This window comes from Micromonospora sp. A202 (assembly GCF_006715105.1).
GTDB classification, from domain to species: domain Bacteria; phylum Actinomycetota; class Actinomycetes; order Mycobacteriales; family Micromonosporaceae; genus Micromonospora; species Micromonospora zamorensis.
This window is the reverse complement of record NZ_VFMP01000001.1, coordinates 6169490-6193705: the sequence shown is the minus strand read 5'-3', so window position 1 is coordinate 6193705 and position 24216 is coordinate 6169490. Positions and strand designations below refer to the sequence as shown.

Annotated in this window: 20 protein-coding genes and 1 riboswitch; of the genes, 11 read left to right on the top strand and 9 right to left on the bottom strand. The window is 72.4% G+C overall.

Annotation, left to right across the window (positions count from 1 at the left end; genetic code table 11):
• Positions 1 to 25 precede the first annotated feature (25 nt).
• Positions 26 to 331: a helix-turn-helix transcriptional regulator gene (locus FBZ33_RS28695; RefSeq protein ID WP_088950428.1), complete on the bottom strand. Its 306-nt coding sequence runs from the start codon at positions 329 to 331 to the stop codon at positions 26 to 28.
• Between the two features lie 91 nt (positions 332 to 422).
• On the opposite strand from FBZ33_RS28695, the gene FBZ33_RS28690 reads away from it, so the two are divergent.
• The 3 genes from FBZ33_RS28690 (at position 423) to FBZ33_RS28675 (ending at position 4235) form a co-directional block, all read left to right on the top strand.
• Positions 423 to 1391: a DMT family transporter gene (locus tag FBZ33_RS28690; RefSeq protein WP_141911426.1), complete on the top strand. Its 969-nt coding sequence runs from the start codon at positions 423 to 425 to the stop codon at positions 1389 to 1391.
• A gap of 67 nt (positions 1392 to 1458) precedes the next feature.
• Positions 1459 to 1594: riboswitch (SAM riboswitch) on the top strand.
• Between the two features lie 10 nt (positions 1595 to 1604).
• Entirely contained in the window at positions 1605 to 2891 is a 1287-nt protein-coding gene (gene thrC / locus FBZ33_RS28685) for a threonine synthase (RefSeq protein ID WP_088950426.1), read from the top strand.
• Positions 2892 to 3215: 324 nt separating this feature from the next.
• Positions 3216 to 4235: a GNAT family N-acetyltransferase gene (locus FBZ33_RS28675; protein ID WP_141911425.1), complete on the top strand. Its 1020-nt coding sequence runs from the start codon at positions 3216 to 3218 to the stop codon at positions 4233 to 4235.
• A gap of 9 nt (positions 4236 to 4244) precedes the next feature.
• On the opposite strand, the gene FBZ33_RS28670 is transcribed toward FBZ33_RS28675, so the two are convergent.
• Entirely contained in the window at positions 4245 to 6437 is a 2193-nt protein-coding gene (locus FBZ33_RS28670) for a hypothetical protein (RefSeq protein ID WP_141911423.1), read from the bottom strand.
• A gap of 129 nt (positions 6438 to 6566) precedes the next feature.
• On the opposite strand from FBZ33_RS28670, the gene paaN reads away from it, so the two are divergent.
• Positions 6567 to 8240 (top strand): phenylacetic acid degradation protein PaaN, encoded by a 1674-nt coding sequence (gene paaN, locus FBZ33_RS28665; protein ID WP_185755430.1) that lies wholly within the window; start codon positions 6567 to 6569, stop codon positions 8238 to 8240.
• A 173-nt stretch (positions 8241 to 8413) separates the two neighbouring features.
• Here the strand turns inward: paaN and FBZ33_RS28660 are convergent, their stop codons facing one another.
• Positions 8414 to 8944, bottom strand: a complete 531-nt coding sequence (locus FBZ33_RS28660; RefSeq protein WP_141911420.1) for a GNAT family N-acetyltransferase — start codon at positions 8942 to 8944, stop codon at positions 8414 to 8416.
• A 338-nt stretch (positions 8945 to 9282) separates the two neighbouring features.
• Here FBZ33_RS28660 and FBZ33_RS28655 point away from each other — a divergent pair, with 338 nt between their 5' ends.
• From FBZ33_RS28655 to groL, 3 genes are all read left to right on the top strand, one after another.
• Positions 9283 to 9486, top strand: coding sequence for a cold-shock protein (locus FBZ33_RS28655; protein ID WP_088950422.1), 204 nt, complete (start codon positions 9283 to 9285; stop codon positions 9484 to 9486).
• 97 nt (positions 9487 to 9583) lie between these two features.
• Positions 9584 to 10720, top strand: a complete 1137-nt coding sequence (locus FBZ33_RS28650) for a DUF3300 domain-containing protein (RefSeq protein ID WP_141911418.1) — start codon at positions 9584 to 9586, stop codon at positions 10718 to 10720.
• Positions 10721 to 10992: 272 nt separating this feature from the next.
• On the top strand, positions 10993 to 12615 hold the full coding sequence (gene groL / locus FBZ33_RS28645) for a chaperonin GroEL (RefSeq protein WP_030490078.1): 1623 nt from the start codon (positions 10993 to 10995) through the stop codon (positions 12613 to 12615).
• A 56-nt stretch (positions 12616 to 12671) separates the two neighbouring features.
• On the opposite strand, the gene FBZ33_RS28640 is transcribed toward groL, so the two are convergent.
• From FBZ33_RS28640 to FBZ33_RS28630, 3 genes are all read right to left on the bottom strand, one after another.
• Positions 12672 to 12920, bottom strand: a complete 249-nt coding sequence (locus tag FBZ33_RS28640) for a hypothetical protein (RefSeq protein WP_088950419.1) — start codon at positions 12918 to 12920, stop codon at positions 12672 to 12674.
• Positions 12921 to 12998: 78 nt separating this feature from the next.
• Positions 12999 to 13934 (bottom strand): GNAT family N-acetyltransferase, encoded by a 936-nt coding sequence (locus FBZ33_RS28635; protein ID WP_141911417.1) that lies wholly within the window; start codon positions 13932 to 13934, stop codon positions 12999 to 13001.
• A 68-nt stretch (positions 13935 to 14002) separates the two neighbouring features.
• Positions 14003 to 16585 carry a S8 family serine peptidase gene (locus FBZ33_RS28630; protein WP_141911415.1) on the bottom strand — a complete coding sequence of 861 codons (2583 nt, stop codon included), beginning with the start codon at positions 16583 to 16585 and terminating at the stop codon, positions 14003 to 14005.
• A 161-nt stretch (positions 16586 to 16746) separates the two neighbouring features.
• Between FBZ33_RS28630 and FBZ33_RS28625 the strand changes: the two genes are divergently transcribed.
• Both FBZ33_RS28625 and FBZ33_RS28620 read left to right on the top strand, forming a co-directional pair.
• Entirely contained in the window at positions 16747 to 18564 is a 1818-nt protein-coding gene (locus FBZ33_RS28625) for a glycerol-3-phosphate dehydrogenase/oxidase (RefSeq protein WP_099856767.1), read from the top strand.
• Positions 18565 to 18652: 88 nt separating this feature from the next.
• The gene (locus FBZ33_RS28620) at positions 18653 to 19189 is read left to right on the top strand and encodes a hypothetical protein (RefSeq protein ID WP_141911413.1); all 537 of its coding nucleotides are present in this window, start codon (positions 18653 to 18655) and stop codon (positions 19187 to 19189) included.
• Between the two features lie 12 nt (positions 19190 to 19201).
• Here the strand turns inward: FBZ33_RS28620 and FBZ33_RS28615 are convergent, their stop codons facing one another.
• The gene (locus FBZ33_RS28615) at positions 19202 to 20602 is read right to left on the bottom strand and encodes an FAD-binding oxidoreductase (protein WP_141911412.1); all 1401 of its coding nucleotides are present in this window, start codon (positions 20600 to 20602) and stop codon (positions 19202 to 19204) included.
• Between the two features lie 68 nt (positions 20603 to 20670).
• On the opposite strand from FBZ33_RS28615, the gene FBZ33_RS28610 reads away from it, so the two are divergent.
• Positions 20671 to 20955 carry a DUF4031 domain-containing protein gene (locus tag FBZ33_RS28610; protein ID WP_088950414.1) on the top strand — a complete coding sequence of 95 codons (285 nt, stop codon included), beginning with the start codon at positions 20671 to 20673 and terminating at the stop codon, positions 20953 to 20955.
• On the opposite strand, the gene FBZ33_RS28605 is transcribed toward FBZ33_RS28610, so the two are convergent.
• A complete protein-coding gene (locus tag FBZ33_RS28605; protein ID WP_255509061.1) occupies positions 20927 to 21583 on the bottom strand; it encodes a metal-dependent phosphohydrolase in 657 nt (218 codons plus the stop codon). The two genes, FBZ33_RS28610 and FBZ33_RS28605, sit on opposite strands and share 29 nt — an antisense overlap.
• A gap of 106 nt (positions 21584 to 21689) precedes the next feature.
• Here FBZ33_RS28605 and FBZ33_RS28600 point away from each other — a divergent pair, with 106 nt between their 5' ends.
• Positions 21690 to 22925 (top strand): aromatic acid exporter family protein, encoded by a 1236-nt coding sequence (locus FBZ33_RS28600; protein WP_141911408.1) that lies wholly within the window; start codon positions 21690 to 21692, stop codon positions 22923 to 22925.
• Positions 22926 to 22943: 18 nt separating this feature from the next.
• Here the strand turns inward: FBZ33_RS28600 and FBZ33_RS28595 are convergent, their stop codons facing one another.
• Complete coding sequence (locus FBZ33_RS28595; protein WP_141912997.1) at positions 22944 to 24188, bottom strand: aminotransferase class V-fold PLP-dependent enzyme; 1245 nt, start codon at positions 24186 to 24188, stop codon at positions 22944 to 22946.
• Positions 24189 to 24216 lie beyond the last annotated feature (28 nt).

The following is a 24216-nucleotide window of genomic DNA, read 5'->3' as shown; positions in this document are numbered from 1 at the left end:
CGCTCGGCGACGGTGGTGGCGGGGGTCAGGCCGGCGGGCGAGGGCTGAGGACCGCGTCCAGGAGGCCGGGGTAGAGCTTGTTCAGCTCGTCGCGGCGGAGTCGGACCAGGCGGCTGGTGCCGGCGGCGCGGGTGCGGGTCAGGCCGGCCTCGCGCAGCACCCTGAGGTGGTGGCTGCGGGTCGCCTTGGAGACGCCGAAGTCGAAGCTGCCGCAGGCGGCCTCGCCGCCCTCGGCGAGCGCCCGGACGATCTGCAACCGCACGTCGTCGGCGAGTGCGGCCAGCACGGCGGTGACCGGTACGGCGGTCAGTTCGGGTTCGTGCGGCTCCATGTGACCAGTGTAACCCTTGTTCGACAATTATCGAACAAGCTCCTAATGTCGGTTCCGTTGGTTCGACGATACTCGAACATTGGAGCTGACGATGCGATCCCGCGCCGCCGCCTATCCGCTGCTCGCCGTGCTCGCCTGGGGAGTGATGTTCCCGGTCCTGGCCAGCGCGCTGACCCGGGTCGACCCGCTCAACCTGACCACTGCCCGCTACCTTCTCGCCGCCGTCATCCTTCTCGCCGTCCTCCTGCTCCGGGAGGGTGCCGACGCGCTGCGGTCGGGCGGCCGGACGGCCGAGGTGGTGGTGCTCGGAGTGGTCGGCTTCGCCGGCTTCAACCTGCTCAGCAGCCTGGCCCTCGAACACGCCGCCCCGCAGCAGGTCGCGCTCTTCGTGGCCACCACCCCGGTGATCACCCAACTGGTCCGTTGGGCCCGTGACGGCGTACGCCCGAAGCCGCTCCTGCTGGGTCTCTCCCTGGTGGCGCTTCTCGGTGTCGGCCTGGTGATCACCCGCGGGAGCCTGAGCGGGCTCGGCCAGTTCGGTCTCGGTGGGCTGATGATGATCGGCGCGGTGCTCGGCTGGGGCATCTACACGCACGGTGCCAGCCGCTTCGGCGAGTGGTCGCCGCTGCGCTTCACCACGCTGACCGCACTCGCCGGCACGGCCGCCATGCTGGCCGCGAGCATCGGCGCCGACGCCGTCGGCTGGCAGCACGCGCCGGCCGCCGCCGACCTCGTGGCGGTCACCCCGCAACTGGCGTACGCGGTGATCCTGGGCGCCGTGGTCGCGGTCCTGGCCTGGAACACCGGCGTGCAGCGACTCGGTGCCGCCAACGCCGCGTTGTTCATGAACCTGGTCCCGGTGACCACGTTCGCGGTGCAGATCGCCCGCGGCTACCGCCCGGAGCCCGTCGAGCTGGTCGGGGCCGCCATCACGATCGCCGCCCTGGTCGCCGCGAATCTGGCCACCCGGCCCCGGACCCGCGCCGCGGCGCTGCCACGGACCACAGCGGTCACGGACCCGATCGCGGTGACCGACCCCGCAGCGGTGAGCGTCCGCTGACCCACTACCTGGGATCTGCCCTGGAGGCCGCGCCCGGCTTTGCCTAGACTCGACGACACAACTGCATACCTCATCCAGAGGGGCTGAGGGATACGGCCCGACGACGCCCCGGCAACCACCCCGCGCGCTCACCGCTGAGCGACCCGCGGGGCAGGTGCCAATTCCGTCCCCGCCGCACCGTGCGATGCGGGGAAAGATGAGAGGACTCTCGACATGACGTCGACGCTCGCCGCCTCCGGCATCGACACCTCCGCCAGCCCCGCCCGCGCCCTGGTCTGTCGCGCCTGTTCGGCGCGCTACCCGCTCGCCGCCCAGCACGCCTGCTACGAGTGTTTCGGCCCGCTGGAGGTCGACTACGACACGGCCGCCCTGGCGACGGTCACCCGCGAGCAGATCGAGGCCGGGCCGAAGAACATCTGGCGGTACGCCGCACTGCTCCCCGCCGGTCAGGACCCGGCCAGCCGGGTCACCCTCGACCCGGGGCTGACCCCGCTGGTGGCGGCCCCGCACCTCGCCGCCGAGCTGGGCATCACCGCGCAGCTCTGGGTCAAGGACGACAGCGCCAACCCCACGCACTCGTTCAAGGACCGGGTCGTCTCGGTGGCGCTCACCGCCGCGAAGGCGCTCGGCTTCACCCGGTTCGCCTGCGCGTCGACCGGCAACCTGGCCAACTCAGTGGCCGCGCACGCCGCGCGCGCCGGGGTGCCCTCGGTGGTCTTCATTCCCAGCGACCTGGAGCAGGGCAAGGTCATCACCACTGCCGTCTACGGGGGCGAGCTGGTCGCCATCGACGGCTCGTACGACGACGTCAACCGGCTCTGTGGCGAGCTGGTGGAGACCGACGAGTTCGAGGACACCGCGTTCGTCAACGTGAACGTCCGCCCGTACTACGCGGAGGGTTCCAAGACGCTCGGCTACGAGGTGGCCGAGCAGCTCGGTTGGCGGATCCCGGCGCAGGTGGTGATCCCGATGGCCAGCGGCGAGCTGCTCACCAAGATTGACAAGGCGTTCTCCGAGCTGGTGGAGATCGGTCTGGTCGAGGCGCCGGTCGGCGGCTGGAAGGTCTTCGGCGCGCAGTCCGCCGGGTGCAACCCGATCGCCACGGCCCTGCACGCCGACACCGACACGATCACCCCGGTCAAGCCCACCGGCATCGCCAAGTCGCTGAACATCGGCGACCCCGCCGCCGGCCTCTACGCGTTGGAGGCGGTCCGTCGCACCGGCGGCTGGATGGAGTATGCCGACGACGACGAGATCCGGGCGGGCATCCGCGACCTGGCCCGCACCACGGGCGTCTTCGCGGAGACCGCCGGTGGGGTGACAGTGGCGGTGCTGCGCAAGCTGGTCGAGTCCGGCCGGCTCGACCCGACGGCGGAGACCGTGGTGTTCAACACCGGCGAGGGTCTGAAGACCATCGACGCGGTGGCCGGTCAGGTCGGGCCTACCCACCACATCAAGCCCTCGCTGCGCGCCGCCCGCGACGCCGGCCTCCTGGGCTGACCCGCGGCCGGTCTTGATCAACTCGGGTTTACGGAAGTCGGGGTGTCCGGGCTGACTGGACACCCCGACTTCAGTGAAACCGAGTCGATCAGTCCGTAACTGGGTTTTAGCTGTGAGTGTGGAAAACCCGCCGCTACGGACTTGACGGCAGGAACCGGACGGCGCAAGATGCTCCGTGCGGGAGGGCATTTCGCCGAAGACTTTTGAAGTTCTTGCGACCCAACGCCGGAGGCGTTGTGCGAGTGTCCCTCCCGACCAACGTTCGATCGGGCCAGCGAGTAATTCGCTGGCCCGATCGCTTTTGTACGGTGCACGCTCACCGGCATGAGCATCACCATCGCGTCGTTCGACGGCGCCGACCGCACCTCGGTCGACGAGGCGTACCGGATCGGCGCGGCGGCCATCGAGGTCGACCTGCCGGACTTCCCACCCTCCTGCCGACGCCGCTTCGACGCGCTGTTCCACACGCCGATGCCCGGCACCGAATCGCTCTGGGCGCTGGCCCGGCTGGACGGCGCGCCGGCCGGCTACCTCCAGCTGGACCTGCCGCAGCTCGACAACACCGACAACGCCACCGCCGAGCTGACGGTGCATCCCGAGCTGCGGCGCCGGGGTGTCGGTCGCGCGCTGCACGAGTACGGCGTACGCCTGCTCCGCGAGCGCGGCCGCAAGCGGGTCGTCGCGATGACCGTCTCCGCGCTGCCCGACGGGCCGGCGCGATCAGCGGCGGGAGATGCGTTCGCCGCCACCACCGGCGCCCAGTCGGCGCTGCCCGAGGTGCGTCGCCGCCTCGACGTCGACGCGATCGACCGGATCGCCCTGCGCGCGGCGCTGGCCGAGGCCCGGCCGCGGGCGGAGGGCTATCAATCGGTCTGCTGGCAGGGCTCCACCCCGCAGGAGTACGTGGCGGACATCGCCTACCTGGACGGCCGGTTGCTCATGGACGCGCCCATGGGCGACGTGCAGTGGGACCCGGAGCAGGTGGACGCCGAGCGCATCCGTGGCACCGAGCGCGCCCTGGACGCCCGGGGTCGGCGGCGCTACCACCTTGGGATGCGCCACGAGGCGTCCGGGCGGCTGGTCGCCTGGACCCTGCTGGACGTGAGCGCCTCCACCGACTGGCACTCCTACCAGCAGATCACCATCGTCGACCCGGCCCACCGTGGGCACCGGCTCGGTCTCATCGCCAAGGCGGAGAACCTGCACCACCTGCTGACCCACGAGCCGACGGTCCGCGTCATCGACACCTTCAACGCCGCCAGCAACAGCTACATGGTGGCGATCAACGAGCAACTCGGCTTCCGCCCGGTGGACGCCTGGAACAACTGGCAGCTCACCCTCTGACCCGGGCGGTCACCCGTCGGTTCGCTCCAATCGCCCGACCAGCTCGCGGATCGCGTCGAGGAAGTCGTCGTCCGGGGTGAACCGGTGGCCCTGCACCGGTGGGGGCACGGTGTCGGTCGGTGGGATGAGCAGTCCCTTCGGGTCCCGCACCCGACGGTCGACCCGGGCTGCCGGGTCGTCAGGTCCGTCCAGGAGCGGGACGAACACCGGTCCGCCGACCGCGTCGGTGTACCGCCACAGGTTGATCCACCGCCAGGCCAACCGGCCGCCGACCTCGCGCAACATCTCGTCGTTGACGTACGCCGGGAAGATCCGCCGGTACCGGTTTCCGAGCGGGGTTCCGTAGGTCAGCAGGGCCACCCGCCGCTGACAGTGGTCGGGGAGTTGAAGGATCGTCACCGCCGCGATCACGCTGCCGTGACTCTGCCCGGACAGCACCACAGCGTTCCCGTCGGCGGTGAGCTGCCCGATCCGGCGGGTCAGTTCGGGGACCGCCCGCTCGACGTAGCACGGCGGGGCGAGAGGGTGCGCGGCGCGCGGCCAGAAAGTGGCCAGCTCCCAGAGCACACCGACCAGCCGGATCGCGCCGGATCGGTAGGCGACCAGTCCCATCACCGCGAGGACCGTGGCGAACAGCCCGATCAGCAGGGCGCCCAGGTCGGTCACGAAGATCACCGGACGGGCCAGCTGCTCGCCGCCCAGTCGCAGAGCGAGCGCACCCGGGCCGGGACCGATCACCGAGAGCCCGGCCGCCACCAGGGTGAGCAGTGCCAACACCACGTATGCGGTGGCCAGCAGCGGCCCGAGCCGATCCGTCAGCCTGGCACGCACGATCGCGTCGCGGACGGCCCGGACCCGTTCGGGGGCCGCGCGGGAGGCTTCCGGGTAGTCCCGCCGGACCAGTTCCTCGGCCTCCCGGCGGCGACGACCACGCCGGATCCGGGGTACGAGCACTGCCGTCACGACCACCAGGAGCACGGCAAGGCTGAAGCCGAGGGTGACCCAGCGGTAGGCGATCGGCGGCGACAGCGGTGGCGCCCCGGGCGGCAGCGGCCGCGCGGGCGTCGGGCTGGACCCACGGTCCAGATACTCGGCGAGCCCGTAGGTCAGACCCGAGGAGTAGGCGACGCCCAGCCCGATCGCGACGGTGATCAGCACCGGCGCGCCCAGCCCGGCCAGCAGGAAGAAGGGGCGGGGGAGGGAACGGCGCTGCACCGCCACCACCAGGCCGAGCATCGCGAGCAGCGCCACCTGCCCGGCGAACAACCCGGCGACCAGCATCCCGTACCCCGGCAACATCCCCTCGACCGCCCACGGCGGCCGAGGCACCAGGGCGTACCCCAGGGTCAGCGCGGTGAGCGCGACGGCCGCCCAGCGGATCGTCCGCGAACTCCGCTGGTCCTGCTCCCCGCGTCGCTCGATTGCCGGCCGGCAGAGCAGCACCACCGCGCCGGCGAGCAGCACCACATTCGCGGCCAGCAGCAGCCAGCCGGGCAGTGTGGCGTCGTGCGGCGCCAGAGCCAGCAGCAGAGTGACGTCGAGCGTGCCCAGCGCCACCGCGACATGCACCGAGCGCAGTCGGCGCAGCAGGGAGCGGGTGTCCCAGAAGGCGGGCGCGTCGAGCCGGTCCGCACCCACGCCGGGAGCGTGGTCGCTGTCCTCGGGGAGCTGCCAGGTCCGGGCACCGAGCCGCCAGATCAGGACGATCGCGATGACCGGCGGTACGGCCAGCAGCGCGAGCCGCTGCCCGGGCGGCACGCCGCCCAGCCAGGAGAACTCCCGCCGCCCCTCCAGACACCTCGGGTAGGCCGCGCACTGCCAGGCGATCAGGTCGAGGGACACCCCGACGGTGGAGAGCACGTACATCGCGGTCATCGTCGCGGCCAGCAGTCGGCACAGCGCCCGCGCGGCACGGCCGCCGCCACCGGTCACCGGCAGCATCCAGACCGCGATGTTGCTGAGCATGAACGGCAGGAGCAGGACCAGGGAGAACGTCCGGGTCGCGGTGCCGCCGGTCAGCCGGCTCCAGCGGTACGCCTCAAGCGTCACCCCGTCGCGGTCCGCGGGGGCACCGTAGCCGGGCCGCGGCCGGTAGAAGCCGGCGTTGTCGTCTCCCGCGACCCGCGCGACGATCGGTCGGTCGAGGATCGTCTCGGGCCCCTTGTCGGCGACCCCGTGCACCCGGATCTCGGTGGTCCTCACCCGCCGCCCTCCCGTGGCCGGCTCTCCTGGCCGGAGGCCCGCGGTTACCCGCTGCCGCCGCGGGCAACCGCGGTGCCGTCGGTCATTGGCGCTTCTGCTCGCGGACCGGGCTCAGGCATGATGGCGGGCATGACGGAGACCCCGCAGCCCCTGCACGACAGGCACGCCGACACCCTCAACCGTGCGCTGACCGCGATCACGGAGCGGGGCTACTGGTCCGCCTATCCCGAATCCCCCAGCCCTCGGGTGTACGGCGAGACCGCCGCCGCCGACGGCAAGGCCGCCTTCGAGGCGTACCTTGGTGGGGACTTCCCGCTCGACCAGCCGGGCGCTGGCGACCGGGTCGCCACCGAGACGAGCCCGTTCGGGGTGGAGCTCGCGGTGCGCTACCCGCACGCCGGCCCCGGCGAGCTGGTGAGCGCCGCCTCCGCCGCGCTGCCGGCCTGGCGCGACGCCGGCCCGCAGGCCCGGGTGGGAGTCTGCCTGGAGATCCTCGACCGGCTGCACAAGAACATCTTCGAGCTGGCCAACGCGGTGCAGTTCACCAGCGGGCAGGCGTTCGTGATGGCCTTCCAGGCCGGCGGCGCACACGCACTGGACCGGGCCCTGGAGGCGCTGGCCTACGCGTACGCCGAGATGACCCGGCACCCGGGCACGGCAGGCTGGGAGAAGGCCGCCGGCAAGGGTGACCCGCTGCGGATGACCAAGACGTTCCACGTGGTGCCGCGTGGGGTGGCGCTGGTGATCGGCTGCAACACCTTCCCGACCTGGAACTCGTACCCCGGGCTGTTCGCCTCGCTGGTCACCGGCAACCCGGTGATCGTCAAGCCGCACCCGCGCGCGGTGCTACCGCTGGCCATCACCGTGAAGTACGCCCGGGAGGTGCTCGCCGAGGCCGGGTTCGACCCGAACCTGATCATGCTGGCGGCCGAGGCGCCCGGTGAGAAGCTCGCCAGCGACCTGGCCCTGCACCGCTCCGTGAAGATCGTCGACTTCACCGGCTCCACCGAGTACGGCGACTGGCTGGAGACGCACGCCCGGCAGGCCTCGGTCTACACCGAGAAGGCCGGTCTGAACACTGTCGTCATCGACTCCACCGACGACTTCGCCGGCATGTGCCGCAACCTCGGTTTCACGCTGACCCTCTACAGCGGCCAGATGTGCACCACCTCGCAGAACATCCTGATCCCGGCCGGCGGCATCGAGACCGACCAGGGGCACAAGAGCTTCGACGAGGTGGCCGGCGGGATCGCCGCAGCGGTCGGCAAGCTCACCGCCGATCCGGCGCGAGGCGTGGAGCTGACCGGCGCCATCGTCAACGACGGGGTGCTGGAACGGCTGGCCGAGGTGACCAAGGTCGGCGAGCCGGTGCTGGAGTCGCGGGTCGTGGCGCACCCGGCGTACGCCGACGCGGTGGTGCGTACCCCGACGATCGTGAAGCTGGCGGCGGACGACGCGGAGACGTACGGCCGGGAGTGGTTCGGGCCGATCTCGTTCGCCATCGCCACCGACTCCACAGCGCAGAGCCTGGAGCTGCTGCGCCGGACGGTCGGCGAGAAGGGCGCGCTCACCGCCGGGGTCTACTCCACCGACGAGGCGGTGCTGGACGCCACCGAGGCGGTCGCGGTCGAGGTCGGGGTACACCTGTCCTGCAACCTCACCGGCGGGGTCTTCGTGAACCAGTCGGCGGCGTTCTCCGACTTCCACGGCAGCGGGGCCAACGCGGCGGCCAACTCGGCTTTGACCGATGGGGCTTATGTGGCCAACCGGTTCCGGATCGTTCAGTCTCGGCGTCACGTGTAGGTGGTTGCGGTGGGGGTTTCCGGGGCAGCCCGACCCGCTCCGGGCGGTCAGGCTTGATCCCTGCGCGGGTCGGGCTGCCCCGGAAACCCCTTGTGGGCACTGTGGCGCGGGCGCTTCCGGTTTCTTTATTGGGGGGCGTCAGAGTGGTTCTGCCTTGGGATGAGTTCTCTGTTCTAGGCGGGTCGGCGCATCTGTAGCTCGTTCAGGGCTGGGATTTTGGGGTGGGGGACTCGCACGCCGGTGTCCTTGAAGCCCAGCCGCTGGTACGCCCGGTAGGCGCGGTCGTTGCCGACCACGACCTCCAGCAGCAGTTCCGGTCGGCCGCACGCCCGGGACCAGTCGGCCACCCCGTCGATCAGGTCACCGAGAAGGCCGCTGCCCCGCCAGGTCGGCGTGACGTACACGGCGTAGATCACGGTCAGCCCGGGCTCGTCCGGGGTGACCGTGCCACCGGCATGCCCGACCAGCCGACCGCCCGGGTCCGCGACGAACTGCGCGTTGTTCGGGCCGGCCGAGGTGTACGCGACCCGTGCGGCGTACTCGTTGTGTGGCCGGGCCGCCGCGTCTGCGAGGGTCTCCAGGAAGGCCAACGGTGCGTCGGCGAGCATCTCCAGGCGCAGCGCCCGCATCCGGGCGGCGTCCTCCGGCCGGCCCCGGCGGATCTCCGCACGACGAACGGAGATCGAGCCCGTATCGGTGGTCATGCCGCATGCCTATCACAGGGGGTGAACGGCATTTTTCGGGTCGGGCCCGATCTTCACCGGGTCGCGGCGCAGCCTCGTCTCCTTCCCCGCGGGCACTCACGTCGATGAATCCGTCGGATCGCCGCGTCGGGTCGACCGGTGCGGCCGGAGCTGGTGTGGAAGCGATCAGGACCATGCCCGATTTGTGGTCGTGCGCGGCTGTCAGTCCTCGTGTAGCGTGCGATTTCGGTCACCTACTTCAATGGCGGTCATCGATTGCCGGAGCGGTGGTCCGAGGGCGCCCGGCCGCTCCGTGCGCCGGGTCAGGCAGCACCGCGCAGAGTGAGGGAAGTGGCACCGTGGCACAGGGCAGCGTCAAGTGGTTCAACGCCGAAAAGGGCTACGGCTTCATCGCCGTCGACGGCGGTCAGGACGTGTTCGTTCACTTCTCCGCGATCGAGATGGACGGCTACAAGGCGTTGGACGACGGCCAGCGGGTCGAGTTCGAGATCGCCCAGGGCCAGAAGGGCCCCCAGGCGGAGCACGTACGCGTCATCGCCTGACCGTTCCGCACTGGTCGGCCAACGCCTTGGGGGCTGGCGGCACGGGCGCGCAGCCGGGAAGATCGTGAACCGTTCCAGCCGATGCTGAGGAGCGTTCATGACCGACCAGCCACCCTCGTCCAACCCGCCCTACGGGCCGGGTGAGCCAGGCCCGTCCGACCCCACGCAGGGCGCCTGGGGCCCGGCCGGTCAGCCGCCTGGCTCCGTGCCGGGTGTCCCGCCGGCTGGTTGGGATCCTGCGCAGGGCGCCTGGGGCCCGGCCGGTCAGCCGCAGCAGGGGTGGGTGTTCCCGCCGACCGGCGGCTACCCGCCTGGAGCGGGGCCCTACGGTCCGCAGCCGTGGCATCCGGGGCCGCCGGTCAACTGGTACCCGCCGGGTTACGGGTACGACCCGAACGACCCCCTGGTCACCCCACCCGGTGCCGGCCTGGCCGGCTGGTTCAGCCGGTGCTGGGGAGCGCTGCGCCGGGGCTGGCGGCAGCTGGTGCCCATCATGCTGCTCACCCAGGTGCTGCCCGCGGCGGTGCTCTCGGTGATCTCTCTCGGGGCGGACCCGTCGGCGAAGTGGGCCGCCGAGGCCCAGACGAGCACGACCGCCGCCCTGCCGGACAACTTCGCCGTGGAGCTGGTGAGCCTCCTGGTCCTGCTGATCGGCGGCAGCGTGCTGGTCGGGCTGTTGCAGGCCGTCGGGTGGGCCGCCGGCAGTTGGGTGATCACCCAGCAGGCGGCCGGTCAGCCGGGCAGCCTGGATTCCGCGCTGCGCTACGGCATCCGTCGGGCACTCGGGCTGTGGGGGTGGACCCTGCTGATCAGCCTGCTCATCGGCATCGGTGCCTGCTTCTGCGTCCTGCCGGGCATCTACCTGGCGTTCGCGCTGAGCATGGCCGGCCCGGTCTACCTCTTCGAACGCCACAACCCGATCGGCCGGTCGTTCCGGATGTTCCACGACCGGCTCGGCCTGCTGCTCGGTCGGGTTGCCCTGGTTGCCCTGGCGGTGATCGTCGGCACCGTGATTCCCGGCGTGCTGGAGGGCGTTGGCACCTCGGCGTTCGGTACGGATCCCTTCGCGTCCCCGGACAGCGCGGTCGGGGCGGTGGTGGTGATCGGGATCACCGCGGTGCTGGCCCTGCCGGCCCACCTCTCCCAGATGATCGGTCTGCTGGTCACGTACGCCGAGCAGCGCGCTCATGAGGCGCCGGTGAACACTCCCGGACTGGCCGCGGAACTCGGCTGAGCGGCCCCATCGTGCTTGCACTCGGCAGGGGAGAGTGCTAAACAAGTCATTGGCACTCGCATACCGTGAGTGCCAACGGTCGGGACGGTGGGGCCAGGTTGTGCCGGTGTGGAGACACCGGGGCAGCACATGGCCGGTCGTCGCGGGCTATCCGGCCCGGCCGAAGGACGTCGTCGTCGCCAGGTGGCGACGTCCCTAGGTGCGCACACCAGGCGGCCCATCCGGGGCACACATCTCGGGTGGCCCGTGAGTGTCCAGGAGGACAACGCCGTATGGCCAAGATGATCGCTTTCGACGAAGAGGCTCGCCGCGGCCTCGAGCGGGGCATGAACCAGCTCGCCGACGCCGTAAAGGTGACCCTCGGCCCGAAGGGCCGCAACGTCGTGCTCGAGAAGAAGTGGGGTGCCCCCACCATCACCAACGATGGTGTGAGCATCGCCAAGGAGATCGAGCTCGAGGACCCGTACGAGAAGATCGGCGCTGAGCTGGTCAAGGAGGTCGCCAAGAAGACCGACGACGTTGCCGGTGACGGCACGACGACGGCGACCGTCCTGGCCCAGGCCCTGGTTCGCGAGGGCCTGCGCAACGTGGCCGCTGGCGCCAACCCGATGGCCCTGAAGCGGGGCATCGAGGCCGCGGTCGCGAGCGTCTCGGAGGAGCTGTCCAAGCTCGCCAAGGACGTCGAGACCAAGGAGCAGATCGCCTCCACCGCCTCCATCTCCGCTGGCGACAGCACCGTCGGCGAGATCATCGCCGAGGCGATGGACAAGGTCGGCAAGGAAGGCGTCATCACCGTCGAGGAGAGCAACACCTTCGGGCTGGAGCTGGAGCTCACCGAGGGTATGCGCTTCGACAAGGGCTACATCTCGGCCTACTTCATGACCGACCCGGAGCGTATGGAGGCCGTCTTCGACGACCCGTACATCCTGATCGCCAACAGCAAGATCTCGTCGGTGAAGGACCTGCTCCCGATCCTGGAGAAGGTCATGCAGTCGGGCAAGCCGCTGCTGATCATCGCCGAGGACCTGGAGGGCGAGGCCCTCGCCACCCTGGTGGTCAACAAGGTCCGTGGCACCTTCAAGTCGGTCGCCGTCAAGGCGCCGGGCTTCGGTGACCGCCGCAAGGCCATGCTGACCGACATCGCCATCCTCGCCGGTGGCCAGGTCATCAGCGAGGAGGTCGGCCTCAAGCTCGACGCCGCCAGCCTCGACATGCTGGGCCGCGCCCGCAAGGTCGTGGTGACCAAGGACGAGACCACCATCGTCGACGGTGCCGGTGACGCCGAGCAGATCCAGGGCCGGGTCAACCAGATCCGGGCCGAGATCGACAAGAGCGACTCCGACTACGACCGCGAGAAGCTGCAGGAGCGGCTGGCCAAGCTGGCCGGCGGCGTTGCGGTCATCAAGGTCGGCGCGGCCACCGAGGTCGAGCTCAAGGAGCGCAAGCACCGCATCGAGGACGCCGTTCGCAACGCGAAGGCCGCCGTCGAGGAGGGCATCGTCCCGGGTGGTGGCGTCGCGCTGGTCCAGGCCGGCAAGACCGCCTTCGACAAGCTCGACCTGGTCGGCGACGAGGCGACCGGTGCGAACATCGTCAAGGTCGCGCTGGACGCCCCGCTGCGGCAGATCGCCGTCAACGCCGGCCTTGAGGGCGGCGTCGTGGTGGAGAAGGTCCGTAACCTCGAAGCGGGTCACGGCCTCAACGCCGCCAACGGCGAGTACGTCGACCTGCTGGCCGCGGGCATCATCGACCCGGCCAAGGTGACGCGCTCGGCGCTGCAGAACGCCGCTTCCATCGCGGCGCTGTTCCTCACCACCGAGGCCGTTGTCGCGGACAAGCCGGAGAAGACCCCGGCTGCCCCGGCTGGCCCGGGTGGCGGGGACATGGACTTCTGAGTCCAGTTCCGACACGGAACGGGGCGGGCCGCTGATGCGGTCCGCCCCGTTCGTCGTCAGGTCGGCAGTGGGCGCTGGTTGCGCCGCTTCTGTGCCCGGTCGTACGGCGGAAGCAGTTTGATCGGCTCGTCCACCATCTCCCGTGACTCCTCGACGACCGCCGACCCGTCGTCGGTGGTCATCTCGGCCAGTTGCTCGGCGTCGCCGTAGTCGAGCCGGTCGAACGGCAGTTGGCCGGGGAGTTCGCCGACCGGTTTCCAGGTAATCGGCGGGCCGTCCTCGGTCTGGTCGTCATCCGTGGTCATGGCTGCCTCCTCTACCGAAACGGTAGGGGGCGTCGATGACCGACGCGGGCGAATGGATCAATGTCCCCTTTGCCCCGGTTATGCCACCGGCAGGGTCCGCCGGTACAGGAAGAAGACCCGCTCGATCCGGGCACCCGCGCCGCCCGAGTAGAACGGCACGGGTCCCACCCAGCCGATCTCCGCCCGGGTCAGCCCCGCCGCCTGCTGGTCGCGCAGGCAGCGCCGCAGCAGCACACCACCGATGCCCGACCCCTCGGCCGCCGGAGCGGTGCCCATCGGCCCGAACCAGCTCGGCCGGGACGACCCGTACGCGGCGAAGCCAAGTACCTCGCCGCCCCGCTCCGCCAGGTGGCAGCCGGCGCCGTCACGACCCACCGACCCGGCCAGCTCGCCGTCCCACGTGCCGCCGAAGGTGGACCGGGCGAACGCGGTCAACGCCGGGAGATCCGCCGGCTCCGCCCGGCGTACCGTGACGCCCTGATCGGCCAGCCGCCGCTCCGCCGCCTCGGTGGACCGCAGTGCCGGCGACCCGTCGTACGACAGGTCGGCGGTCATGTTCCAGGCGGTCCGGTCCTGCTGGTAGCCGAGCGCGAGGGCGGCGCAGACCGCCGGGGTGTAGCGGACGTCGATGCCCGGCCACGCGTAGTACGGCGGGTTCCCGGCCAGCAGCACCTCGGTCGCTCCGCGCTCGGCCAGCACCTGCTCGGCCCGCCGCAGCAGCGCCCGGCCGACGCCCCGGCGGCGCTGATCCGCACGGACCGCGACGAGGTCGACGTGCCCGATGCCCGGCTCGGCCGACGACAGCGAGCAGAACAGCACCCCGACCAGGTCCGCACCCCGGTACGCGCCCAGCCCGACCACCGGCCGGTCGGCGGCGGCCCGGGGCCCGAGCGCGTCCACGATGGCGGCGGCCTCGGTGGCGTCCTCGGGCAGGTCGAGAGCCTGTTCGCAGAGCCGCACCACGGTGTCTGCCAGGTCGCGGGTCAGCTCGGTGACGGTGATCTCGGCGTCCATGGTCGCCGACCCTAGAACACCGTGTGGCGACCCGCGCTCCCGCCCGTCGGATCCGGAAGGAAACCTGCCTATTGCTGGGCGGCGCGCACGGCGGCGTACGCGTCCACCTCACCGGCACCCGTGACGTTCGACGGAGCACCACAGGTGTCGGACGGGTTGTCGGAGCGGTAGGTGGGCGTCGCCGACGTGGCGGTGTCCCGCAGGATCTGCCGGGTCCGGGCCACGTCGCCGACCAGCGCCGGGTTCGCCGACCACATCAGCGCGACCACCCCGGCCACCTGCGGGGTCGCCATCGACGTGCCATCCAGCGCGGCGTACGTGCCGCCCGGCATGGCCGACACCACACCCACACCCGGTGCCAGCACGTCCGGCTTGCTCGCACCCGGCACCGGCCCGCGCGAGGAGAACTCGGCCACCCGGCGCTGCGCGTCCACCGCACCCACGGTCAGCACGTCCGCGTACGGCGCCGGTGGGTCGTCGATCGACGCGCACCACGGCCCGGTGTTGCCGGCCGCGGCGACCACGAAGATCCCGGCGGCGTCCAGCGCGGCGGTGGCCGGCCGCAGTACGCCGGGATCGCAACCCTCGATGGGCGGGCAACCCCAGGAGTTGGTGAGCACCTGCGGGGCGCGCTCCGGACGGCCGTCGGTCAACGGGTCGCCGCCGGCCGGGAAGGGCGCCAGCATGAACTGGAGGCAGTCCAGGTAGTACGCAGGGCTGCCGAGGTTGCGGTCCAGGTTGACGCAGCCCACCCACTGCGCGTCAGGCGCCACCCCGATGCCGTCGCGCCCCACCGCACTGCCCACCGTGTGGGTGCCGTGCCCACCCTGGTCGGTCGGGCTGCGGGTGTCGTCCCACGGGTCGTACCAGGAGTCGTCTCCGCCCCGGAACCCGGCGCGCAGCGCCGGATGGGCGCCGTCCACCCCCGAATCCGAGCTGCCCACCACGATGCCCGTGCCCGTCACCCCGAGCTGGGACCACACCCGGTCCGCGCCGATCTGGCGGATGTTCCACTCCGGGCCGGTGGGCCTGGGCGCGGTGCCGCGGCTCTGCCCCGCCGGCGCCGGCAGTGGCCGCAGACGTTGGCTGACCAGCACCCGGGCCACCTCAGGTCGGCGGGCGAGCCACGCCCGCACCGCCGGACCGCCGTCGACCTCCACCGCGTTGACCAGGTAGTACGACACCGGGTCGAGTCGCAGTCGACGCAACCCCCGGAGCAGGTCGGCCTGGCTCTGCTCGGCGGTCGTCACCAGCCGCCGGTAGACCTCCGTCGCACGGGCGTCCCTCCCGGCCCGACCCGCAGCGCCGGCCGGCAGTCCACTCAGATCGGCCTGCGCCCGCAGCACCACGAACAGCCGCTCGCCGTGCAGGCCCGGTTGGCCTGGACCCAGGTCGACCACGCCGAACGCCACCAGCAGCACCACGGCTGCCACCGCGGCCGACCGGCGACTCGGGGTGCGTGCCGTCGGCCGGGCGAGCAGCACCGCGTACCCGATGGCGACCAGGACCGCGACGGCGAGCCCGGCGCCAGCGGCGACCGCCACCCAGAACGGGATGTCCCGGGTGGCGACCAGCAGCAGGGTGATCTCTTCCGGGTCGGTGAAGGCCAGCGGGCCGAGTGCGGCCAGGCCCACGAGCCAGCCGGTCGCCGTGCGGCCGGCGCGTGCGGCGCCGGCCGGGTCGGTGCTGGGTCGCCAGGCCGCGGCCCACAGCGCGGCCAGTGCGAAACCCACCGGGGGCAGGGTCAGCAGCGCGGGCAACTGCGCGCCGGACTGGCCGGTGCCGGCCGCGAGCAGCAGCAGCGCCACCCCGGCGACCAGACCTCCCAGCAGGACGAGCCGGGCCGGCCGCGGCGGTCGGCCAACAGCGAACCGGGTCCAGAAGGTGGCGTCCAACAGTGTCGCGGCCAGCACCCCCAGCGCGGCTGCCGCCAACAGCGCGAGCGCGGTTTCCAGGAGCCCGCCGAGCGCGCCCAGCCAGGCCCACGGCAGCAGCAGCGCCAACCCGGCGGCGACCGCGAGCAGAGGCACCGGCCCGGTCCGATGCGATCCACGCTGACGTCCGACCGGGTTCGGACTCCCGGCGGCGTCGGCGCTCGACCCCGGGCCTGCGACGGTCTCGGCTCGGGCGGCGGCATCGTCGTTCAGCGCCGCACCACCGGGGGCGTCGCGTTGCTCCGTGCGCTCGCCGGCCCACTGTGCGGCGGCGGGCGCGGTGTCGACATCCGGGCCGGACGATCGTCGCGCCGACCAGCGCGCGGCGAGCGCGCTGAGCAACGTGACGCCGGCCAGCCCGGCGAGGTACGCCTCGTGGTGCACCGGTGGCACGACCCGCAGCAGCGTGAGCACGCCGAGGGCGAGACCCCCGATCAGCCAGGCTTTCCCGGTGGCCCGGACCGCAGCCGACCGGGGCAGCACGGCCAGCAGCAGGGCGGGTGTGCCCACCAGCACGACTGTGGTCAGGCCGAGCACCGGCCAGAGCCAGCCGACGCGGTCCAGCCCGAAGCCCAGCAGCACCTGATCGGTGACCCAGCCGCCGGTCTGGGTGGCCGCGGTGACCGCGACCGTCCAGCAGCCGACCAGCACGGCTGCGACCACCGACCACGGGGAGCTGCGGTCGCTGAATCCGGGTTGCGCGGGGTGACCTTGCATCCGAGAACCTTACGACCACGGCGAGCGGTTTCCATCCGACCGTCGTGTTGCGGGTCGATCGGAGAACCGTGCCGGTGCTGGACAGTTTCCGTCAGCCGGGCGGGCGGCGAATGCCGGCACGGTGGCATGGCGGTTACCGTGGACCTGTGCGTGACCCCAACATCTCCCGATCCGTCGCCGGCCAGCTCTCGCCGGTCCGCCGTGTGTCCGACCTGCGGCGACTGCGCGCCGAGCGCTTCGACGTCCTGGTCATCGGGGGCGGGGTGACCGGTGCCGGTGCGGCTCTGGACGCGGCGTCCCGGGGGCTCAAGGTGGCCCTCGTCGAGGCGCGTGACCTCGCGGCGGGCACCTCCAGTCGGTCGAGCAAACTCATCCACGGTGGTCTGCGCTACCTGGAGCAGTTGGAGTTCCACCTGGTGCACGAGGCGCTCACCGAGCGCGGCCTGCTCGCCACCCGGCTCGCGCCGCACCTGGTGCGTCCGGTGCCGATCCTGGTGCCCCTGCCCGCCGGGCGAGGGCTGCGGGACCTGCCGGCCCGCATCTTCCGCCGCTCCTACTACGGCGCGGGTGTGGCCGCCTACGACGCCTTCGCCGGGATCTTCGGCGGTGGCCGGGGCATGCCACTGCACCGGCACCTGACCCGCGAGGGGGCCCGGCGGGTCTTCCCGAGTCTGCGGCCCGACACGCTGGCCGGGGCGATCCGCTACTACGACGGGCAGGTCGACGACGCCCGCCTGGTGGTGACCCTCGCCCGCACCGCCGCCAGCCTCGGTGCCACGGTCGTGAGCAGCGCCCGCGCCGTCGGGCTGATCCGGCAGGCGCGTGAGGTGACCGGTGTCCGCGTCCGTGACCTGGAGGCGCCGGCCGGTTCGCCGGACGCGGAGTTCGAGGTGCACGCCCGTACCGTCATCGCCGCCACCGGTGTCTGGAGCGACGACATGTCGCGGATGCTCAACGACGTGGGCCTGCGGCCCGGCGTCCGGGTGCGCGCCTCGAAGGGGGTGCACCTGGTGGTGCCCCGCTCGGCGATCACCGGCGAGGCGGGGCTCATCCTGCGCACGGCGAGTTCGGTGCTCTTCGTCATCCCGTGGGGCGGGCACTGGATCATCGGCACGACGGACACCGACTGGCGGCTGGACCGGTCCCACCCGGCCGCCTCGGCCCGCGACATCGACTACCTGTTGCAGCAGGTCAACACCGTGCTGGACCGGCCGTTGACCACCGCCGACATCGAGGGGGTGTACGCGGGGCTGCGGCCGTTGCTGGCCGGCGAGGCCGACTCGACGTCGAAGCTCTCCCGCGAGCACGCGGTCTTCGAGCCCATGCTCGGACTGCTGCTGGTCGCCGGTGGCAAGTACACGACGTACCGGGTGATGGCCTCCGACGTGGTCGACCGGGCGGCCCGCCGGCTCGGCGGCGCGCGCTCGTCGCGTACCGCCGATCTGCCTCTGCTGGGTGCCGACGGCTACCCGGCGATGTGGAGGGACCGGGCCGACCTGGCCCGCCGGCACGGCGTGCCGGTGGGTGTGGTGGAGCACCTGCTGGAGCGGTACGGCACCCTCACCCTGGACCTGCTGGCCCTGGTCGACGCCGACCCGTTGCTCGCGTCTCCGCTGGCGGGTGCTCCGGAGTATCTGGCGGCGGAGGTCGCGTACGCGGCGCGGGCCGAGGGTGCGCTGCACCTGGAGGACGTGCTGACCCGGCGGACCCGGATCTCGTTCGAGACCAGCCACCGAGGGCTGGAGTCCGCGGAGCACACCGCCGAGCTGATGGGCGCGGTGCTCGGCTGGGACGAGGCGACCCGGGCCCGCGAGGTGGAGCACTACCGCGCCCGGGTGGAGGCGGAGCGGCAGTCCCAGTTGATGCCGGACGACGCCGCGGCGGACGCCGCTCGGCTCGGCGCTCCGGACGTGCGGGGGTACGCCGCCGACCGTGGCGGCGACGACGATCAGGTGGAGCTGCGTCCGTCCGCTCGATGACGAATTGCGACGTTACCAATGGGTAACCATCGATACCGACCCGGATGGTGGTTTCGGTCGCTACCTACGGTGGGGTAGGTTTCCGCGCGTGCTACCCCGCGCGCACCCTCGTCTGCTCCTACCCCTCATCGCCGTCGCGCTCGTCGGTGCCCTGACCGGGTGCTCCTTGCTCGACCGGGACAAGCCGGATACGACTCTGGCGCAGCCATCCGCCCCGGTGGCGGGGGGCGGATCGCAGCTGGAGATCCCCACCACGGTCGCCGCCGGTCAGGTCAGCCTGCTCCAGCGGCTCGGCGAAGACGGGCCGATGCGTACCCTGAGCGTCGAGCGCAACGGCGCGTGGCAGTGCCTCGACTGCGCAGGCGACGGGGTCACCTCCCGGGGCACCCTCGCGCCGGAGCTGACCGAACGGCTCCAGGTGCTGCTCGCCAACCCGAAGTTGGCCGCCGAGACCGATCAGGCCCGGAGGTACCGGACCACCTGCATCGACGCGTTGACGTCCAGCCTGCTCACCTCGACCGGGCTGATCACCTCGCAGGACTGCCCTGGTGAGGAGCGCACGCCGGTCGCCGGGGAGATCCTGCTGCTGCTCACCCAGGCGACCCCGGCCGAGGTCAAGGGCTGACCTTCAGCCAGGTCAGAGCACCTTGCCCGGGTTGAGCAGACCAGCCGGGTCGAGCGCCGACTTGATCGCCTGGTGCACCCGGACGCCGACCGGCCCGATCTCCCGGGCCAGCCAGTCCCGCTTGAGCAGCCCCACCCCGTGCTCGCCGGTGCACGTGCCGCCGAGGTCCAGGCCGAGCCGCATGATCTCGTCGAACGCCCGCCGGCCCCGCTCCACACTCGCCGGATCGGCCCGGTCGACCACGATGTTCGGGTGCATGTTGCCGTCCCCGGCGTGCCCCACCACACCGATCGGCACCTCGCACTCCGCCGCGATGCGGGCCACCCCGTCCAGCAGCGCGGCAAGCGAACCGCGCGGCACCGCCACGTCGTCGATCACCAGGCCGCCGTTGCCACCCGGGTAGGCGTCGGCGGCGAACTTCTCCATGGCGGGGTGGGCCAGCCGGCGGGCCTGGAGCAGCGCAGCCGCCTCCACCGCGTCGGTGGCCGCGTAGACCTCGTCGGCGCCGGCCGCCTCGCACACAGCGGCCAGGGCGGCCAGGTCGTCGGCGGCTCGGCTGCCGGTGTCCACGGAGGCCAGCAGCAGGGCCTGCGCGTCGGTCCGCAGCCCCATCGGCTGGTACGCCTCGATCGCCCGCAGGTGGGTCTGGTCGAGCAGTTCCAACAGGCTGGGCGTGAGCCCGCGGGCCGCGATCTCGGCCACCGCGGCGCCGGCCGCCGCAGTGGACGGAAAGACCGCCACCAGGGTCAGCGACTCGGCCGGCGCGGGCCGCAACGCCACGGTCACCTCGGTGATCACCCCGAGGGTGCCCTCCGAGCCGACGAAGAGCCGGGTCAGGTCGTACCCGGCCACCCCCTTGGCCGTACGCCGGCCGGTGCGCAGCACCTCACCGGAGGCGAGCACCACCTCCAGGCCGAGGACGTACTCGGTGGTCACGCCGTACTTCACACAGCACATGCCACCGGCGTTGGTGGCCACGTTGCCGCCGATCGTCGACGACTCCCAGGAGCCGGGATCCGGCGGATACCAGAGGCCCTGCTTCGCCACCGCCCCGGCCAGCGCCGCGTTGACCACCCCGGGTTGGACCACGGCGATCCGGCTCACCGGGTCGATCTCCCGGATCTCGTCCATCGCCACGGTGCTCAACACCACCGCGCCGTCCACCGCGTTCGCCGCGCCGGCCAACCCGGTCCGCGCACCCTGCGGCACCACGGGTACGCCGTGCCGCGCCGCTGCCCGGACCACGGCGACCACCTGTTCGGTGCTGCGCGGACGGGTCACCACGAGCGGGGTGCCGGCGGCGCACAGGTCGGCCTCGTCCCGCTGGTGCATCCGCAGCAGGTCCGGGTCGGTGAGCACGGCGTCGCCACCGAGCGCGTCGCGCAGGTCGTCGAGGAGATTGGTGGGGGCCATGCAGCCGAGGCTAGGTCGCCGGCGGGCGATCATCAACATGATCAACTGAGCCGGATAGCTTGGGCACCATGCTCTACCTGGACCGGCCTGCCTGGCCGTGGCGCGGTCGGCTCTGGTCGCACCTGATCAGCGACGTCTCGTACGCCGAGCTGCACGCCTTCGCCGAGACACTCGGCGCGCCCCGACGCGGCTTCGACCGGGACCACTACGACATTCCGGCCGACCGGTTCGCGGCGGCGGTGTGGCTCGGTGCCCAGGTGGTGCCGAGCCGGGAGCTGGTCCGGTTGCTCCGCTCCGCGGGACTGCGTCGCCCGAAACACCTGGTCAGCCCGCGCCCGTCGACCCCTCGCTGAGCGCGGCCAGCTCGCGGCGCACGTTGTCCCGGGCAGGCTCCTCCCATCTGGCGGCCAGCGGCGGCAGCCGGAACAGCGCGGGCAGCGCCAGCAGGCCGGTCAACACCGCGGCCCGCCCGGCCCGGAAGGCCGGCTCCGGCACGTGCGCGTACTCCCGCCGGATGGCCGCCGCGTACCTGTCGTAGTCGGCCGGAGGGGCGGCCAGCACGGCGAGGTCCGCGTCGCACAGCAGGGCGCCGTCCGGGTCGCCCGGTGCCACGGTGTGCCCGGCGGTGAGCAGTACCAGCCGGCGCACCTCCGCCGCCGTGGGTGCCGGCACCCCGAGCCCGGCGAGCACGCTCTCGGCCAGCGCGGCACTGTCGCGTTCGTTGGCGTCGCCGGCGGCCCGCGGGTCGTAGACGGCATCGTGGAACCAGGCCGCCAACCGGACCACGTCGGGTCGGCCGGCCAGGTCGGCGTGCTCGTCCACCACGTCGAGCACCGCCGTCAGGTGGGCCACCGTGTGATAGTGCCGGTGCGGCTCCCGCCACCGGGCGAGCAGCTGCTCCCCGGCGCCGGTCGACGTCAGGCCCGAACCCGCACCGGCGCCCCGGGCCGCGATTCGCCAGCGATCCAGCAGATCAACCACCGCCCGAGTCTGCCGCATCCGCCCACGACGCGCGAGAAGGGAGGATTCAGCGGGCCCACCACGGGTAGTCGCGCCCATGGCCGTGGCCCGGGACAAGCGACCTCCAATGGTGCGACGTACCGCGCTGCGCAAGGGGCTGGTGGACATCGACGGTGCCCGGATCGCCGAGGCCACCGAGGAACTGCGCCATCGCGGCCGGGCCACCCTGCATGACCGGCTGCACCGGGTGCGGATGGCCGGCGGGCTCGCCGTGCAGGCCGGGCTGGCTGCCGGACTGGCATACTTCGTCTCGCACCGGCTGCTCGGCAACCCGCAACCGGTGTTCGCGCCGATCTCCGCGGTCGGCACCCTGGCCGCGTCGGTCGGCCAGCGATTCCGCCGGACCGTGGAGTTGATCGTCGGGGTGGGCGTCGGGGTGGGCGTCGGCGACCTGTTGATCTATTTTCTCGGCACCGGGGCGTGGCAGCTCGGCCTGGTGGTCACGGTGGCGATCCTGCTCACGATCTTCGCCGGGGCGAGCGTCGCCATCGTCATCCAGGCGGCGGCCACGGCGGTGCTGATCGTCACGCTGAGCCCGTCGACCCAGAACCTGGAGATCCCCCGCTTCGTCGACGCGTTCCTCGGCGGTGGGATCGCGCTGCTGGTCACGGCTGTGCTGCTGCCACTGAACCCGCTCCGGGTGATCAACCGGGCCGCCCGGCCGGCGCTGGACCTGCTCGCCGCCCAACTCGACGCCACCGCCGACGGGCTACGCAGCCGGGACCGCGCCGGCATCCAGCGGGCACTGGACCGGCTGCGTAACAACAAGGAGGAACTGGCCACGTTGGGGGAGGCGATCGAGGGCGCGAAGGAGACAGCCACCCTCTCCCCGGCCCGGTGGCACCGCCGCGACGAGTTGACCCACTACGCGGAGGCGGCCGACCCGATCGACCGGGCGATGCGCAACAGCGGCACGCTGATCCGCAGGTCCGTGACCCTGGTCGAGGACGAGGAACCGGTGCCCGATCCGATGCCGGACGCGATCAACCACCTCGCCGAGTCGGTCCGGCTGCTCAAACACGAGTTCGCCGCTGGCGAGGAACCGGAGAAGGCCCGCGAGCGGTCGCTGCGGGCCGTCAGCGAGGCCGGCCGGGCGTACGGCGACGGGGTCGGCTTCTCGGGCAGTGTGGTGGTCGCCCAGATCCGGACCACAGCGAGCGACCTGCTGGTGGCCTCCGGAATCGAACAGGAGGAGGCGAACCGGTGGATCCGCACCGCCTTCGGTGAGCAGGAGCGCCCCGTCGGAGAGCCCGCCGAGCCGGGCGAGGCGCCGAAACCACCCACCGCCCCGCCGGTCGGCTGAGCGAGGCGCGCGGAGGCCTCAGCCCAGCTCGGCGAGCGCGGCGAGCAGCCGGTCCACCTGGGCCGCCGTGCTGCCCAGGCCGATGCTGGCACGCAACGCGGTGGACGGCAGATCCCGCCGACCGGTACGCCCCGCCGCCTCGGTGAGCAGCCGCCGGGTCAGCGGGTGAGCGCAGAACAAGCCGTCGCGTACGCCGATGTGGTGCTCGGCCGCCAGTCGCGCGGCCACGTCGCTGGATTCCCAGCCGGCGACCACGAACGAGACGATCCCGACCCGGGGCGCGTCCGGGCCGAAGGTGCGCAGCTCCACGACGTGCGGCAGGGCGGCGATGCCGGAGCGCAGTCGGGCCAGCAGCGCCTGCTCGTGGGCGGCCAGTGCCGCCCGGTCGGCGTCGTCGAGCGCCGCACACACGGCTGCCAGCGCCACCGCGCCGAGCAGGTTCGGGGTGCCGCCCTCGTGCCGGGCCGGGCCGGTCGCCCAGGTCACGTCGTGTGTCGCCGGCCCGACGTGGCTGGTGGCGCCACCACCGGCCAGGTACGGCGGGGCGTCGTCCAGCCAGTCCGCCCGGCCGATGAGCACACCCGCACCGAACGGCGCGTACAGCTTGTGGCCGGACACGGCCAGATAGTCGACGTCGAGGGCGAGCAGGTCGACCGGGACGTGCGGGGCGAGTTGCGCGGCGTCCAGCACGATCCGGGCGCCGTGCCGGTGTGCCACCCGGGCCAGCTCGGCGACCGGCCACAGCTCACCTGTCACGTTGCTGGCACCGGTCACCGCGACCAGCACCGGCAGCGCCGGGTTGCTGCCCCGGCGCAGCTCGGTGAGGGCGGCGGCGAGGTCGCGTACCGCCGCGTCGGGGTCGGTGGGCACCGGCAGCCGCACCGAGCCGCGCGGCCAGGGCAGCAGGTTGGCGTGGTGCTCGGAGGCGTTGGTGACCACTGTCGTGCCGGCCGGCAGGGCCCGCGCCAGCAGGTTGAGGGCGTCGGTCGTGTTGCGGGTGAAGATCACGTGGTCGTCGGCGCGGCCGCCGAAGAAGTCACCGACCGTCTGGCGGGCCTGCTCGTAGGCGAGGGTGCAGCGCCGGGACAACGCTCCCGCCCCACGATGCACGCTCGCGTACCAGGGCAGCAGCTCGGTCACCGCGTCGGCGGCGGCCCGCGCGCACGGTGCGCTGGCCGCGTAGTCCAGGTTGATCTCGCCCGGTACGCCGAGGACGTCCAGCGGTCGCGACGAGGCCGGCCGGGGCGCGGCGTCGACGCGGATGGGCAGCGAGGAGACAAGGGTGACGGAC